Below are 14,149 nucleotides of genomic sequence, written 5' to 3' on the forward strand. Positions count from 1 at the left end.
CGTTTTAGAGTTTATGTCAAGTATTTAACGGTATAAACAAATAACGACCAATCGCGAATTATGTCACACATAGTACTGTTTAAATGCCTGAAATGTACTTTTCCGCATACAAAATATCCTCTTCTTCCGCCTCATTCACATCGAAATAAGGAAATTGCATTTTTATTTTTTCATACTTTTCCAGACACAATTTCCGAAAAGGCAGAAAGCGAATCCCCTCGCTGACGCGATGGGAACGGTATAATTTTTGAAGAGCAAAGAGCGCGGCTTCGGAATCGTTTTTCGAAGGGACTAAAACATTAGTCAACTCTACCCTCGCCCCCAACGCATCGCAGACGGAAAGAAAAGCGTCATAAGCGGAAAGGTCTGCATTCTCCTGATTTTTGACGTCGCAGATGATATATTCCGCAGCCGCGATCAATTCCGCATCGGCGATCTGACCGTTGGTTTCGATACATACGGGAACGCCGTGTTCCGCGAGCGCCCGTATGACGGCAATCGCAAAATCTTTTTGCAGGAAAGGCTCTCCCCCCGATAAAGTAACGCCGCCCCGTTTCAGATACGGTTTATAGCGGAGTATCTTCTGCACGAGCGCTGACACGCCCGTGCGCGTTCCCTGCCCGAAAAGCGTTTCGGGATTATGGCAGAACGGACAGCGAAGATTACAGCCGGAAAAGAATACGACCACGCGAAGTCCCTTGCCGTCCACGCCCGAGCCGCTGTAAATTGAATCGATATAACCGAATTCCCCGCCCGAGTTTTGCTCGGACGGGGCGTTTTTATACTCTTTCATGATACGTACGTTTTAAAACTTCCAACTGGTGCGCTTTGGACAGTTTGTGGAAATTGACCGCATACCCCGAAACGCGGATGGTGACGTTGGGATACAGTTCGGGATGCTCCATGGCAGCCACAAGTTTCGCGCGGTCGAACACATTTACGTTGAGATGGTGCGCCCCCTGCCCGAAATATCCGTCCAGCAGATCACACAAATTCTCCGCGCGCTCCTCGCGGTTTTTGCCGAGCGCGGAAGGCACGATGGAAAAAGTATTGGAAATACCGTCGCGGCACGTTTCGTAAGGCAGTTTCGCGACCGAATTCAAAGACGCCAGCGCGCCGCTCAGATCGCGGTTATGCATGGGATTCGCACCGGGCGCGAAAGGTTCGTCGGCCGCTCTTCCGTCGGGCGTCGCCCCCGTCTTTTTGCCGTAGACCACGTTGGAAGTGATAGTCAACACGGAAAGCGTGTGCAGAGCATTGCGGTAAGCGGGCGTCTTTTTGAGTTGCGAGGAAAAACTTTTCAGAATTTCCACCGCAATATCGTCCACCGCATCGTCGTCATTGCCGTATTTGGGGAATTCACCCTCGATCTTAAAGTCGTAGATCAATCCCTCGTCGTTGTACACAGGCGTCACTTTCGCGTATTTGATGGCGGAAAGCGAATCCGTGATGACCGAAAGTCCCGCCACGCCGCAGGCAAGAAAACGCTCCACTTCGGTATCGTGCAGCGCCATCTGAATTTTTTCATAGGCGTACTTGTCGTGCATATAGTGAATGACGTTCAGAATATTTACGTACAGATCGCACATCCAACTCTCGTATGTACGGAATGCTTTCCACACTTTTTCATAATCGAGCGGGCCCTCGAATCGTTCGCCCGCGGGCGCGATCTGTTTGCCCGTCTTCTCGTCGCGGCCGCCGTTGAGCGTCAAAAGCAAAAGTTTAGCGAGGTTGACGCGCGCGCCGAAAAACTGCATCTGTTTCCCGATCTTCATAGCGGATACGCAGCAGGCGATGCCGTAATCGTCGCCGTAGAGCGGGCGCATCACGTCGTCGTTTTCATACTGAATGGAATCGGTGTCGATGGAAACTTTGGCGCAGAAATTTTTAAAAGGCTGCGGCAGGTTTTCCGACCAGAGCACCGTGAGATTGGGTTCGGGCGCGGCGCCCAGCGTATACAGCGTGTTGAGGATCCTGAAAGAAGTTTTCGTGACGAGCGTCCTGCCGTCTTCCCCCATGCCGCCCACGCTCTCCGTCGTCCAGGTGGGATCGCCGCCGAACAGATCGTTGTATTCGGGCGTACGCAGTTGCCGCGTAATGCGCAGTTTGATGACGAAATCGTCGATGATCTCCTGCGCCCCCTCTTCGTCCAGAATCCCCGCGGCGATGTCGCGCTCGATATAAATATCGAAGAAAGTGCTCACGCGCCCCAGGCTCATCGCCGCGCCGTTCTGCTCCTTGATGGCGGCGAGATAGCCGAAATACGTCCATTGGATCGCCTCTTTCGCATTTTGCGCGGGACGGGAAATATCGAAGCCGTACAGACTTGCCATTTTTTTCAACTGACCGAGAAATTCGATTTGTTTGTAAAGTTCCTCCAAAGCGCGGATATTGTTCTCATCCATCAACTTTTTGCCGTACAGTTTCCGGTCTTTTTCCTTTTCCTCGATGAGTTTATCCACACCGTAGAGAGCGACGCGCCTGTAATCCCCGATAATGCGCCCGCGGCCGTACGCATCGGGAAGTCCCGTGATTAGCCCCGCGTGGCGGGCGGCGCGCATTTCGTCGGTATAGACGTGAAAGACGCCGTCGTTATGCGTGGTCTTGTATTTGAATTCCGTTTCGATGAGGTCGGACAATTTGTAGCCGTACGCTTCACACGCCTGCCGCGCCATGCGGATCCCGCCGAAGGGATTGACTCCGCGCTTTAAGGGTTCGTCCGTCTGCAAACCGACGATCAGTTCGTTTTCGCGGTCGATATAGCCCGCGGGATAGGATAAAAGCGAAGATACCCTTTCGGTATCTACGTCGAGCACGCCGCCTTTCTCGCTTTCCGCTTTCAAAAGCGCGTTGACTTTTTCCATCATTTGATTCGTGCGCGCGGTGGGTTTTGCCAAAAACGCCGCGTCGCCCGTATAAGGCGTATAATTCGTCTGAATAAAATCCCTTACATTGATCTCCTCTTCGTACTTTCCGTGTTGAAACTCTTTTTGCATGGCACGCTCCTTCTTTGGGATGAATTTTGGGATAAAAAAACCCGCGCAGATCTATCGATACTGCCCAGGTGGTCGACAAAAATTTTTTCCGCTCCCACGCAGTGACCTGCTAAACCCACCAGTTGCGGAAAAATTCGTTTTATACACTACATCTTGTGTGCGCATTTATTTTTTTATCTATATAAAGTATAATACAAAGCCCCTTCTTTGTCAAGGAAATCACCGAAGTTTTTTCGGGAATTTTCCTTATAAAAAGAGCCCCGAAAAATCGAGGCGCTCAGGTTTTAAAGCAGTTTTTTACGTTGTTCGTCAAACGGCAACGGGCTTAAATATTTGGGCGCTATATCGAACGCGGTGACGGCGCCCGAAATCCCTTCGCGGTTCATGCGCGCGACCGCCCGCGCATAGGCGACCAACACACCCGACGTAAACTCGGGATTGCTCTCCAGTTTCAGAGAAAGTTCCAAAAGAAAATCGTTGTCGTTCGCGGATTTACAGGAACGGAGTACAAACCCGCCATGAGGCATACCTCCGTGCTTTTCGTTCAACTCGGCCTGAGAAACAAAATGCACTTCCGTATCGTAATCGGCAAAATAGTTGGGCATGGTCTTGATCTCTTGCTCGATACGTGCAAGATCCGCGCCATCTTCGGCGACCACGTAGCATACGCGCGTATGCATCTGCCGCGGCGTAAAGACGGGATTTTCGCAGCCGCGCACTTTTGCGAGCGCGCTTTCCACGGGCACGGTGTACTGTTTGGCGTCTTTCACGCCCTCGATGCGGCGGATCGCGTCGCTGTGTCCCTGGCTGACCCCCTTGCCCCAAAAGGTATAGGTGTTGCCATCGGGCGCGACCGAACCGAAATAAATGCGGGCGAGCGAAAACAAGCCCGGATCCCAGCCGATACTCATGGCGCCCAGTTTGCCCGAACGTTTTCCCGCCTCGTCGAGCGCCTCGAAATACTGCGGCACTTTGGCGTGCGTGTCGAAACTGTCCACCGTATTGAAATCGCGGATGGTTTCCACAGACTGTACGGGCAGATCGGTAGCGCTGCCGCCGCACAGGATCATGACGTCGATCTTACCGACGTAATTTTGTATATTTTCAACGGCATCCACTGCAACGGGAAGGACGGTACGCACGCTCTTCGGATCGCGGCGGGTGAATACCGCCACCGCTTCCATATCTTCGCTTTGGGAAAGCGCGTACTGCACACCCTTGCCCAGATTACCGTACCCGACGATGCCCACTTTGATTTTTTCCATAAAACAACTCCTTTTGATCGGTTTATTTCCTGCATCAATATACCACCGAAAGGCAAATTTTGTCAAGCAACGGCGTCCTTCGCGTGTTTCGATTTACTTATATCCGACTTTCGTTTCAATTATATCCGTTCGCGCGCGAGCACGTTCCCGTCGAAATCTTTGAGCGAAAGTTCGCCCTTTTCCAAAATCAGATACGAGCGCGGCGTATCGTTTTTGGGAAGAGATACGGAGCCCGCGTTCGCGACCAGCACGCCGCCCTTGCGGCGGATAAATCCCGTATGGATATGGCCGAACACAAACGCATCGCCGCAGTTTTTCGGAAGCCGATCGAAATCGAATTTGTCGCCGTGCTGCAAAAATATCTTTTTGCCGTCGGCATAGATCTGCGCTTCGGGCACAAACTCGAAATCGGAGATGAGCGTATCCACGTCGCTGTCGCAATTTCCTTTGACGACCGTCAGGCGGTCGGCGAGCGGATTCAAAAGAGCAGCCACGCCGAGCGGGCGGTAGCCTTCGGGCAGTGGGTTGCGCGGCCCGTGATTATAGATATCGCCCAGAAGTATCATCTGCTCTGCCCCTTCTTCGGCAAATCTTTGCAACAACTTTTGTAAATAAAATTCCGAGCCGTGAATATCCGACGCGATGAGTATTTTCATAGAAACCGCCTTTTACCGAACAGTAAATTTGTAAGCCGTGACCGAATGATAGATTTGGTCTTTATCGTAGACGGGACTGCCGAGCGCGGCATACGAAGGGCAGTTGACCGCGTTGGGAAGAAACTGCGTTTCCAGACAGAAACCCGTTCTCTTTTTATATTTTTCCGTATCGAGCATATTTCCCGAATAGAATTGCAGTCCAGGAAGATCCGTGCAGACCTCCATCGCGACGCCGCTTTCCGCACCCGCAATTTCCGCGACTTTGCGATATTCGCCGCGCCTGTTCAGCACGTAGTTGATATCGTAGCCGCCGCCGTTGGCAATGTCGCAGTCGTCGGTACAGCCGATGTCTTTCCCCACTTTTTTGGGTTTGCGGAAATCGAAAGGCGTACCCTCCACGTCGCGGAATTCGCCGTGCGGGATCAGTTCCCGATCGGCGGTCGTCACGCGGTCGGCGTCGATATACAGAGTATGCCCGAGAATATCGCCCGAGCCTTCGCCGTCCAGATTGAAATACGTGTGATTGGTAAGATTGATCAGCGTTTTCCGATCGGAAACCGCTGTATATTCGATTTTCAGTTCGCCGCCTACAAAGGAATAGCGCACTTCCATGCGGAGATTTCCGGGGTAATTCTCCTCGCCGTCCGCGCTCGTTCCCGACAGCACGAGTACGCCGCCTTCCGTTTCGGCGTCGAATATTTTCGTGTTGAATCCCTTGTGCCCGCCGTGCAGATGATTCTTTCCGTCATTGCAGTTCAACCGATATTCCCTGCCGTCGAGCGTGAATTTCCCTTTGCCGATACGGTTGCCCACGCGGCCGATGAACGCGCCGAGATAGCCGCCGTTCGCGTCGTATTCCGACGGACTGCCATAACCCAGAACGACATTGTACGTCTTGTTCTCCCGCCCCTGAACGAGCAGTTTCTGTACGATACCGCCGTAATTCAGAACGGTCGCGCTGTTTGCGCCGTCGCGCAAAACATACGCGCGCACTTCTCTCCCGTCCGCCGTTTTGCCAAACGCTTCGCTCGTGATCATAAATTCTCCCTCCTGCTGAAAAACGGAGAACAGTTCAACGTTCTCCGTTCTATTATAGCATTTCGTTTCCGCTTTGTAAACGGTAAAGCGGCATTTTTACGCCCGATTCTGCGGAATATCGGGAATGGTCGCAAAGCCCTGCGCCAAGTCTTCGTCCGTAGGAATCGTGTCGGTCATCGTCTTATCGTTGTACTGCTTATAAGCCGCAAGATCGAAGTAGCCCGTGCCCGTGAGCCCGAAGAGGATCGTCTTCTTTTTACCCGTCTTTTTGCATTCCAGCGCCTCGTCGATGGCGACGCGGATGGCGTGGCTGGATTCGGGCGCGGGAAGGATCCCCTCGCACTTGGCGAACATGACCGCCGCGTCGAACACCTCGCTCTGCCTGACGGACACGGCGCGCATATAACCGTCGTGATAGAGTTGGGAAACGATGGGGCTCATACCGTGATAGCGCAGTCCGCCCGCATGATTGGGCGAGGGCATGAAACCGCAGCCGAGCGTGTACATTTTTGCGAGCGGCGTCGTCCTGGCGCTGTCGCAGAAGTCGTAGACGAATTTTCCGCGCGTGAGCGAAGGACAGCTGGCAGGTTCCACGCCGATAAAATCGATCTCATTTTTCCCCTGCAGTTTATCGCCCATAAACGGCGCGACCAGTCCGCCGAAGTTGGAGCCGCCTCCGATGCAGCCGATGATCGTGTCGGGCCGCACTCCGTATTTATCCAGAGCGATCTTACTTTCCAGACCGATGACGGACTGATGCAAAAGCACGTGATCGAGCACGCTGCCGAGAACGTAGCGGCAGGAATCGGACTTGACCGCCTGTTCCACCGCCTCGCTGATGGCGCAGCCGAGCGAGCCGCCCGTGCCGGGATGCTCCGCCAGAATTTTACGGCCCGCCTCGGTGGTATCGGAGGGAGAAGGAATGACGTTCGCCCCGTAGGTGCGGATGACTTCCTTGCGGTAAGGTTTCTGTTCGCTGGAAACTTTGACCATATACACGGTCAGATCGATGCCGTAGAATGCCGCCGCCATCGAGAGCGCCGTGCCCCACTGGCCTGCGCCCGTTTCGGTCGTGATGGACTTTAACCCCTGTTTTTTCGCGTAATACGCCTGCGCCGCCGCGGAGTTAAGTTTGTGCGAGCCGGAAGTGTTGTTGCCTTCGAACTTATAATAGATCTCGGCGGGCGTATCGAGGATCTTTTCCAGAAAATACGCGCGGACCAGCGGCGAGGGACGGAAAGTTTTGTAAAAACTCCGAATATCTTCGGGAATATCGATGTAAGCGTCGGTATCGTTGAGTTCCTGGTCGATACAGTCGTCGCAGAATACGGGACGCAAATCGTCTTTGGTACACGGCTGCAGCGTCGCGGGATTCAAAAAAGGCGGATGTGGATTTTTCATAAACGCCTTTACGTTGTACCATTGTTTGGGCATCTCGTTTTCGGACAGATAGATCTTGTAAGGGATGTTGGTGTTTTTCATGGTTTTGTTCTCCTTTTTCATTATTTTTTTGCCCCGTTCCGAAAAAAAGGTAAAAATAAACACGGTCAAATTCGCTTGGGACGAATAAACCGTGTTGCCACCCAATTTCACCGCGCTTTTCGGCGCAGCCTCCGAACAGGTACTGTCATACCCTCTTTCTGTAACGTGAAAGCCACGTCGGACACTACTTGAACCGTTCGTTCGCATCCGCCCTCGGTAATCCATTCATATCGCATCAAACTGCCTTTATCCCACCGCCAAAGGCTCTCTGAAAAGTTTGTAACAGCGTATTACTACTTTACCTCATCGGTTTATTTTTCTACATCATACCACGCCGTTTCGGAAATGTCAAGAATTTTTTTGCAATTTTTTTTGCGGGATTTTCGTCCGATTTCTCTATTATAAAAATTTATTTTTAAAATCTGTTATCCTTTTTGAAAAAATGCCGAAACTGTTGATATGAAAAACTTTTTACCACGCGTTTTAAACGTTCTGTTCTGTTTATGCCTGTGCCTGCCCTTTCCGTGCTGCGCGACGACGGCGGATGTGACGACGCAAAAGGCCGTTTACCTCACGTTCGACGACGGCCCGACCGACTCCACCACACCGAAAGTTTTATCAGTACTCAAAGAAAAAGGCGTATGCGCTACCTTCTTTGTCGTGGGAAGGCAGATCTCCACCCGCAAAGAAATTTTGAAAAGCATTGCCGAGAGCGGAAACGCGATCGGCATTCATACCCAAACGCACGATTACCGATCGATATACGCCTCGGCGGAATCGCTCGAAAAGGACATTCTGGAATGCAAAAAATCCATCGCCGAAGTTCTGCCCGATTACGAGGTCAAGACCTATCGTTTTCCGGGCGGCTCCTCCACCGTTTCCGAAGCATTGAAAAAGGTGCCCGAAAAATGCGGGCTAAGGTTTTTCGATTGGAACGCGGAAACGGGCGACGCATTTCGGCGCACCGCCGCGCCCGCCACGCTGTTCCACGGCGCGGTCGAAACGGGTTGCGATAGAGATTTGATCGTACTTTTGATGCACGACGGCGTGAACTATAAGAGCACGGTCGCCGCACTGCCCATGATCATCGATTATTACAAAGAAAGAGATTACGCCTTTCTGACGTTGGAAGAACTGTTGTAAATAACCCCTGCGGAAATTCCGCAGGGGTTTTCTCATCCGTTCATTTTCAGCGTGCCGCAAAGTTCTTGCACGCCCGCGATTCCGTGCGCGTCCAGCCAGGCGTTCATGCCTTCGATGATCTTAGGCATGGCGAGCGTGTCGGTAAAATTCGCCGTACCCACCTGTACCGCGCTCGCGCCCGCCACGATAAATTCGAGGGCGTCCTCCGCGCTGACGATCCCGCCCATGCCGATGATCGGAACGGAAACCGCCTTAGAAACCTCGTACACCATGCGAAGAGCGATCGGCTTGATCCCCGCGCCCGAAACGCCGCCCGTGTTGTTGGCGAGCAGCGGCCTGCGGCGTTCCAGATCGATCGCCATGCCCGTGAGCGTATTGATGAGCGAAACGCAGTCCGCCCCGCCCTTTTCGGCCGCCGCGGCGTTCGCGGCGATGCTTTCCACGTTGGGGGAAAGTTTGACGATCAGCGGCGTCTTTTTCAGATTCTTTTTGCTCGCCGCCGTGACGGTATACACGCTCTCGGGGCGGATACCGAATGCCATCCCCCCGCATTTTACGTTGGGGCAGGAAATGTTCAGTTCTATCATATCGACTTTTCCGTCCAGACGGGCGCAGATCTCTTCGTAGTCCTCGACGGTCTTACCCGCCACGTTGGCGATGATTACCGTGTTTTTACTCTTCAAGAAATCCAGATCTTCGGCAAGAAACGCGTCCAGCCCCGGATTTTGCAAGCCGACCGCATTTAAGATGACGCTCCTTCCTTCAGCGATGCGCGGTACCGCGTTGCCGAGCCGCTTTTCCAGCGTCAGTCCCTTGGTGCTGATCCCGCCCAACACGCCGATATCGTACAGCGCGTCGAACTCTTTCCCGAAACCGAACGTGCCCGAAGCGGCGATGACGGGATTTTTAAATTCCACGCCGCATAAATTGACTTTCAGATCCGCCATCAGATCTCCACCTCCCCGATCTCGAATACAGGCCCGTCCTTACATACGCGCGCGTTTGCCGCGCCGCCCGTCTTTTTGCATACGCAAACGAGGCAGGCGCCGATGCCGCATCCCATGCGCTCTTCCAGCGAAACATAGCAGGGAATTTTCAAGCCGCGCTCCGAAAGCCCCGCTTTCAGCGCGCGCAGCATGGGCGCAGGGCCGCAGGATAAAATGACATCGGGCTTTGCATTACCGATATCGTCAAAAAAAGCGGAAACGGCGTTGCCGCGCTTTTGGTAACTTCCGTCGTCCGTGACGATCTCGGACTTTTCGGACAATGCACGGAAAGTTTCTTCCATGCAGACCGCGCCGCGATTGCGAAATCCCATATAAGAATAAAAGCGCTTGTCGGAATTTTCAAATTCCCGAAGGACGGAAATCATGGGGAATACGCCCACGCCGCCGCCGACGAGAGCGATGCGCTTTTCGTTTTCTTCGAGCGTGAACCCGTTGCCGAGGGGCAGAACGCACGAAAGCGATTCGCCCGCCCTTACTTTCGAGAGCGACTTCGTTCCGCTGCCTTTCAGTTGGTAACAGACAGTCACGCTCTTCTCGTCGTATTCGCAGATCGCAAGCGGTCTGCGCAGCAAATGCGCGCTGTCGCCCACAGAAATATTGACGAATTTTCCACAGCGCAGACAGCACATTTTTTCGGGCAGCGAAAACTTCAATTTATAGATCCCGTCCGCAAGCGGCGCGTTCTCCAAAACTTTTACAATGAGTTCCTTCATGCTAATTTCCCTTCAATTCATCGGTTTATGTGTGACATAGTACTTTGTAAAACCCGATTTTAACCCTTTATCGCTTGGTTTAAGTCGTTTTTCATGTCGATACTCGCAAGCCGCGCCGCTTCGGAATAACTCTTCCCGTTATACTTTTCCTGACGATACGCACAGAGGATACCGCGGGAAGAATTGACGATGCCGCCCATTCCGTCGGCATCGAAACACACTTTCAGATCGCGCGCGGTGCCCCCTTGCGCACCGTAACCGGGGATCAGGAAAAAGGTATGCGGCATTTGTTTTCGCAAGATCTCCGCCTGCGCGGGATGCGTAGCACCCACGACCGCACCGACGTCTGAATAGCCGTACTTGCCGCGGCAATTTTTGCCCCATGCCTCGACCCACTGCCCCATATATTCGTACACCGTTTTTCCGTCCGAAAGCCGCATATCCTGCAATTCGCCGCTCGAAGGATTGGAAGTCTTTACGAGAACGAAGATCCCTTTGTCGCACTCTTTCATCCATTTGAGAAAGGGAACGATGCCGTCGGAACCGAGATAGCCGTTGACGGTCAGAAAATCCGAATCGAACGCCGTTTCGGACGCGCCGTTTACGAAAGTCTTTCCCAGATACGCCTTGGCGTAGCATTCCGCGGTCGCGCCGATGTCATTGCGCTTGGCGTCGGTCATGACGTACATTCCCTTTTTCGACGCGTAGGCGAGCGTTTCGGCAAAAGTCTTCATGCCCTCTACGCCGTACATTTCGTAATAGGCGATCTGCACCTTGACGGCGGGGACGATATCGCAGATATTGTCTATAACGTTACGGTTAAATTCGGCGATCGCCTGCGCCGCGCCGCGAAGATCCGCGACGCCCGCCCGCAATTCGTCGGGGAGATAATCGAAATTCGTATCCAGTCCCACGACGGAAGGATTGTCCGTCTGTTTGATTTTTTCTATCAGTCGATCGATCATGTTATACCTCAATACTGCGCGCCGTATTCTTTCAGATAGCCGCGGATAGCGCTCACGTGCTCTTTGCCCTCGATGACGCCCTCTTCGATCGCCTGCAATATATCCAATATATTGACGATGGAATAGACTTTCACGCCGTGTTCGAGATAGGCTTCCTGCACCGCCGAACGCTCGCTGCCAAGCCCCTTTTCCATGCGGTCGACCGTGATGACCATGCCTGCGACGTTTACCTTTGCCGCGCCCTGCAATTTGGGAAGCACTTCTTTGAGCGCTTTACCCGACGTCATCACGTCCTCGATAACGACGATTTTTTCGCCATCCTCGGGCTGTTTTCCCACGAACATACCGCCCTCACCGTGGTCTTTGACTTCCTTGCGGTCGAAACAAAAATTGACGTTTTGCCCGTATTTTTCATAGAGCGCGAGCGCGGCGGAAAGCGCCAGCGGGACCCCTTTGTACGCGGGTCCGAACAGTGTGTCAGCCTGCAAGCCGTTTTCGTGCATACAGTCGGCGTAGAATTCCCCGAGTTTTTTGAGTTGCGCGCCCGTCTTGTATTCGCCGCTGTTTAAAAAATAGGGAGCGATCCTGCCGCTCTTCAATTTGAACGTGCCGAATTTCAACACGCCGCACTCGGCGAGAAATTGAATAAATTGCTGTTTATAAGTCATGATTATCTCCTTACGCTCTGTATTTCACGTCGCCGTCTACCAGCGTATAGCGCACTTCGCCGTACACTTCGGCGCCGCCGAACGGCGTATTTTTGCCTTTGGAAACAAATTTCGCGGGATCGATCGCGTATTTTTTATCGAGATCGGCGATCATGATATCCGCCGCGCCGCCCTCTTCGAGCGCCCCCCCTTCCAGATGCAGAATGCGCGCGGGCGCGGCGCTCATGCGCTCGGCAAGTTGTCCGAGCGAAAGAACGCCCGTTTTGACGAGATTGGTATAAGAGAGCGCAAAGGAAGTTTCGATGCCGCTGATACCGAACGCCGCGAGATTGTATTCCACGTTCTTTTCGTCGGCATGGTGCGGCGCGTGATCGGTCACGATGCAGTCGAGCGTGCCGTCGCGAAGCCCCTCTCGGATCGCCGCCAAGTCCTCCGCCTCGCGGATGGGCGGGTTGACTTTCGTGTTCGCATCGAAAGAAGTGATCACGTCGTCGGTCAAAGTGAAATAGTGCGGGCAGGTTTCCGCGGTGACGCGCACGCCCCGCGCCTTCGCCTCGCGGATGATCTGTACGCCGCCCTTGGTGGAAACGTGACAGATATGCACCGCGCGCCCCAGCGTTTCCGCCAGAATGATCTCGCGCGCGATCATCACTTCTTCCGCCGCGCGGGGAATGCCTTTCAAGCCCGCGAGAGTGCTGTTGTAGCCCTCGTTCACGACGCCGCCGTCCACAAGATCCTTGTCTTCGCAGTGCGAAAGGCACAGCAAATCGAAATCGGACGCGTATTCGATGGCGAGGCGCATGATCTTCGCGTTGGAAACGGGCCGCCCGTCGTCGCTCACCGCCACGGCGCCCGCTTCCTTCATCTTGCCGATCTCCGCGAGTTGCTCGCCCTTTTCGCCCACGGTGATGGAACCGATCGGACGCACTTTCGCCAGATTTACCTCTTTGGAACGCTCGACGATATAGCGCACGATCGCCGCGTTATCGCAGACGGGAGAAGTGTTCGGCATACAGCAAACTTGCGAAAAACCGCCCCTGACCGCCGCCGCGCTGCCGCTGGCAATATCCTCTTTATACTCGAAACCGGGTTCGCGCAGATGCACATGCATATCGATGAGCGCGGGAAATACGTACAGACCCGCGGCGTCGATGATCACTGCTTTTTCGTCGTCGATACGTTCCGCGATCTTCGCGATGCGGTCCCCCTCGACGAGGATATCACAGATCTTGGTTTGCTCTGAAAATACAGCACTGCCGCCGCGGATGAGAATCTTTTTCATTTGGCCGCCTCCTTATTTTGTCTGGCAAGAAGGAACAAGAGAGCCATTCGGACAGCCACGCCGTTCAGCACCTGTTCCGTTATTTTGCTGGAATCCCCGTCGATGACGGAAGAAGTCAGTTCCACGCCGCGGTTGACGGGCCCCGGGTGCATGACGATATGTTCGGGCGCGGCGAATTTCAGTTCGGAACCGTCCACGCCGTAAAAACGGTTGTATTCGGACAGGGAGGGAAACAGCCCGCCCTGCTGACGCTCCAACTGGATCCTGAGTCCCATCACGACGTCCGCGCCCGCGATCGCCTCGCGGCGGGATTTCGCCATGACCGCGCCCATGCGTTCCATGCCCTGCGGAATGAGCGTCGCGGGGGCGTACATATACACCTTCGCGCCCAGTTTTGTCAATCCGAACAGATTGCTTTTCGCCACGCGGGAATGCTTGATATCGCCCAAAATCGCCACTTTCAGTCCCTTGACGGAACCGAATTTTTCGCGCATGGTAAAGAGATCTAAAAGCGCCTGCGTGGGATGCTCGTTCATGCCGTCGCCCGCATTGATCACGCTCGCCCGCACGTTTTTCGCGAGCAGGTGCGGCGCGCCGCCCATGGGATGACGGATCACGATGACGTCGTTCTTCATTGCGTCCAGCGTCTTGCCCGTGTCAATGAGCGTTTCGCCCTTCTGCACGGAACTGGACGACGCGGAAACGTTCACCGTACCCGCGCCCAGATATTTGGCGGCGAGTTCGAAAGAAACGCGCGTGCGCGTGCTGTTTTCGTAAAAGAGCGTCGTGACCGTGCGCCCCTGCAAGTGCGGCAGTTTCTTTAAATTCTGCGTCAAAAGTTTTTTCATATTGACCGCTGTGTCGAGAATGAGCATGATATCCTCGGCGCTCGCGTCGCACAACCCAAGCAAATCTTTTCCTAACATATTTTCAC

The 14,149-nt window shown here is 53.7% G+C and carries 13 protein-coding genes, 1 riboswitch and 1 other annotated feature; of the genes, 1 reads left to right on the plus strand and 12 read right to left on the minus strand.

What is annotated here, in order from left to right; translation table 11 throughout:
• Positions 1–79 precede the first annotated feature (79 nt).
• The 6 genes from ESZ91_RS09130 to ESZ91_RS09155 all read right to left on the minus strand — a co-directional run bounded on the left by ESZ91_RS09130 (position 80) and on the right by ESZ91_RS09155 (position 7,437).
• Positions 80–793, minus strand: a complete 714-nt coding sequence (locus ESZ91_RS09130) for a radical SAM protein (RefSeq protein WP_129226492.1) — start codon at positions 791–793, stop codon at positions 80–82.
• Positions 780–2,996 carry a formate C-acetyltransferase gene (gene pflB / locus ESZ91_RS09135; RefSeq protein ID WP_129226494.1) on the minus strand — a complete coding sequence of 739 codons (2,217 nt, stop codon included), beginning with the start codon at positions 2,994–2,996 and terminating at the stop codon, positions 780–782. Before pflB ends, ESZ91_RS09130 begins: the two co-directional genes overlap by 14 nt.
• Positions 2,997–3,051: 55 nt before the next feature.
• Positions 3,052–3,132, minus strand: a riboswitch (ZMP/ZTP riboswitch).
• Between the two features lie 148 nt (positions 3,133–3,280).
• Entirely contained in the window at positions 3,281–4,261 is a 981-nt protein-coding gene (locus ESZ91_RS09140) for a diaminopimelate dehydrogenase (RefSeq protein ID WP_129226496.1), read from the minus strand.
• 119 nt (positions 4,262–4,380) lie between these two features.
• On the minus strand, positions 4,381–4,917 hold the full coding sequence (gene yfcE / locus ESZ91_RS09145; protein WP_129226498.1) for a phosphodiesterase: 537 nt from the start codon (positions 4,915–4,917) through the stop codon (positions 4,381–4,383).
• 12 nt (positions 4,918–4,929) lie between these two features.
• The gene (locus tag ESZ91_RS09150) at positions 4,930–5,955 is read right to left on the minus strand and encodes an aldose epimerase family protein (protein WP_129226500.1); all 1,026 of its coding nucleotides are present in this window, start codon (positions 5,953–5,955) and stop codon (positions 4,930–4,932) included.
• Positions 5,956–6,051: 96 nt separating this feature from the next.
• Complete coding sequence (locus ESZ91_RS09155; RefSeq protein ID WP_129226502.1) at positions 6,052–7,437, minus strand: TrpB-like pyridoxal phosphate-dependent enzyme; 1,386 nt, start codon at positions 7,435–7,437, stop codon at positions 6,052–6,054.
• A gap of 73 nt (positions 7,438–7,510) precedes the next feature.
• Positions 7,511–7,753: a binding site (T-box leader), on the minus strand.
• A gap of 143 nt (positions 7,754–7,896) precedes the next feature.
• Between ESZ91_RS09155 and ESZ91_RS09160 the strand changes: the two genes are divergently transcribed.
• Positions 7,897–8,580 carry a polysaccharide deacetylase family protein gene (locus ESZ91_RS09160; RefSeq protein ID WP_129226504.1) on the plus strand — a complete coding sequence of 228 codons (684 nt, stop codon included), beginning with the start codon at positions 7,897–7,899 and terminating at the stop codon, positions 8,578–8,580.
• Positions 8,581–8,612: 32 nt separating this feature from the next.
• On the opposite strand, the gene ESZ91_RS09165 is transcribed toward ESZ91_RS09160, so the two are convergent.
• From ESZ91_RS09165 to ESZ91_RS09190, 6 genes are read right to left on the minus strand one after another with little or no spacing between them, the layout of a single operon-like run.
• On the minus strand, positions 8,613–9,527 hold the full coding sequence (locus ESZ91_RS09165) for a dihydroorotate dehydrogenase (RefSeq protein ID WP_129226506.1): 915 nt from the start codon (positions 9,525–9,527) through the stop codon (positions 8,613–8,615).
• Complete coding sequence (locus tag ESZ91_RS09170; protein WP_129226508.1) at positions 9,527–10,300, minus strand: dihydroorotate dehydrogenase electron transfer subunit; 774 nt, start codon at positions 10,298–10,300, stop codon at positions 9,527–9,529. The genes ESZ91_RS09165 and ESZ91_RS09170 overlap by 1 nt, the downstream gene beginning before the upstream one ends.
• A gap of 59 nt (positions 10,301–10,359) precedes the next feature.
• Positions 10,360–11,265 (minus strand): orotidine-5'-phosphate decarboxylase, encoded by a 906-nt coding sequence (gene pyrF, locus ESZ91_RS09175; protein ID WP_129226510.1) that lies wholly within the window; start codon positions 11,263–11,265, stop codon positions 10,360–10,362.
• An 8-nt stretch (positions 11,266–11,273) separates the two neighbouring features.
• A complete protein-coding gene (gene pyrE, locus ESZ91_RS09180; RefSeq protein WP_129226512.1) occupies positions 11,274–11,933 on the minus strand; it encodes an orotate phosphoribosyltransferase in 660 nt (219 codons plus the stop codon).
• Positions 11,934–11,943: 10 nt separating this feature from the next.
• Positions 11,944–13,215 (minus strand): dihydroorotase, encoded by a 1,272-nt coding sequence (locus ESZ91_RS09185; protein ID WP_129226514.1) that lies wholly within the window; start codon positions 13,213–13,215, stop codon positions 11,944–11,946.
• Positions 13,212–14,141 (minus strand): aspartate carbamoyltransferase catalytic subunit, encoded by a 930-nt coding sequence (locus tag ESZ91_RS09190; RefSeq protein ID WP_129226516.1) that lies wholly within the window; start codon positions 14,139–14,141, stop codon positions 13,212–13,214. Before ESZ91_RS09190 ends, ESZ91_RS09185 begins: the two co-directional genes overlap by 4 nt.
• Positions 14,142–14,149: the final 8 nt, after the last annotated feature.

This window comes from Candidatus Borkfalkia ceftriaxoniphila, from assembly GCF_004134775.1.
Classification (GTDB): domain Bacteria; phylum Bacillota; class Clostridia; order Christensenellales; family Borkfalkiaceae; genus Borkfalkia; species Borkfalkia ceftriaxoniphila.

Bases quoted from the DNA above. Each gene is read 5' to 3' on its own strand.
- ESZ91_RS09170 (WP_129226508.1), bottom strand. From the start codon at position 10,300: ATGAAGGAACTCATTGTAAAAGTTTTGGAGAACGCGCCGCTTGCGGAC.
- ESZ91_RS09150 (WP_129226500.1), bottom strand. From the start codon at position 5,955: ATGATCACGAGCGAAGCGTTTGGCAAAACGGCGGACGGGAGAGAAGTG.
- pflB (WP_129226494.1), bottom strand. From the start codon at position 2,996: ATGCAAAAAGAGTTTCAACACGGAAAGTACGAAGAGGAGATCAATGTA.
- yfcE (WP_129226498.1), bottom strand. From the start codon at position 4,917: ATGAAAATACTCATCGCGTCGGATATTCACGGCTCGGAATTTTATTTA.
- pyrF (WP_129226510.1), bottom strand. From the start codon at position 11,265: ATGATCGATCGACTGATAGAAAAAATCAAACAGACGGACAATCCTTCC.
- ESZ91_RS09190 (WP_129226516.1), bottom strand. From the start codon at position 14,141: ATGTTAGGAAAAGATTTGCTTGGGTTGTGCGACGCGAGCGCCGAGGAT.
- ESZ91_RS09140 (WP_129226496.1), bottom strand. From the start codon at position 4,261: ATGGAAAAAATCAAAGTGGGCATCGTCGGGTACGGTAATCTGGGCAAG.
- ESZ91_RS09130 (WP_129226492.1), bottom strand. From the start codon at position 793: ATGAAAGAGTATAAAAACGCCCCGTCCGAGCAAAACTCGGGCGGGGAA.
- ESZ91_RS09165 (WP_129226506.1), bottom strand. From the start codon at position 9,527: ATGGCGGATCTGAAAGTCAATTTATGCGGCGTGGAATTTAAAAATCCC.
- ESZ91_RS09155 (WP_129226502.1), bottom strand. From the start codon at position 7,437: ATGAAAAACACCAACATCCCTTACAAGATCTATCTGTCCGAAAACGAG.
- ESZ91_RS09185 (WP_129226514.1), bottom strand. From the start codon at position 13,215: ATGAAAAAGATTCTCATCCGCGGCGGCAGTGCTGTATTTTCAGAGCAA.
- ESZ91_RS09160 (WP_129226504.1), top strand. From the start codon at position 7,897: ATGAAAAACTTTTTACCACGCGTTTTAAACGTTCTGTTCTGTTTATGC.
- pyrE (WP_129226512.1), bottom strand. From the start codon at position 11,933: ATGACTTATAAACAGCAATTTATTCAATTTCTCGCCGAGTGCGGCGTG.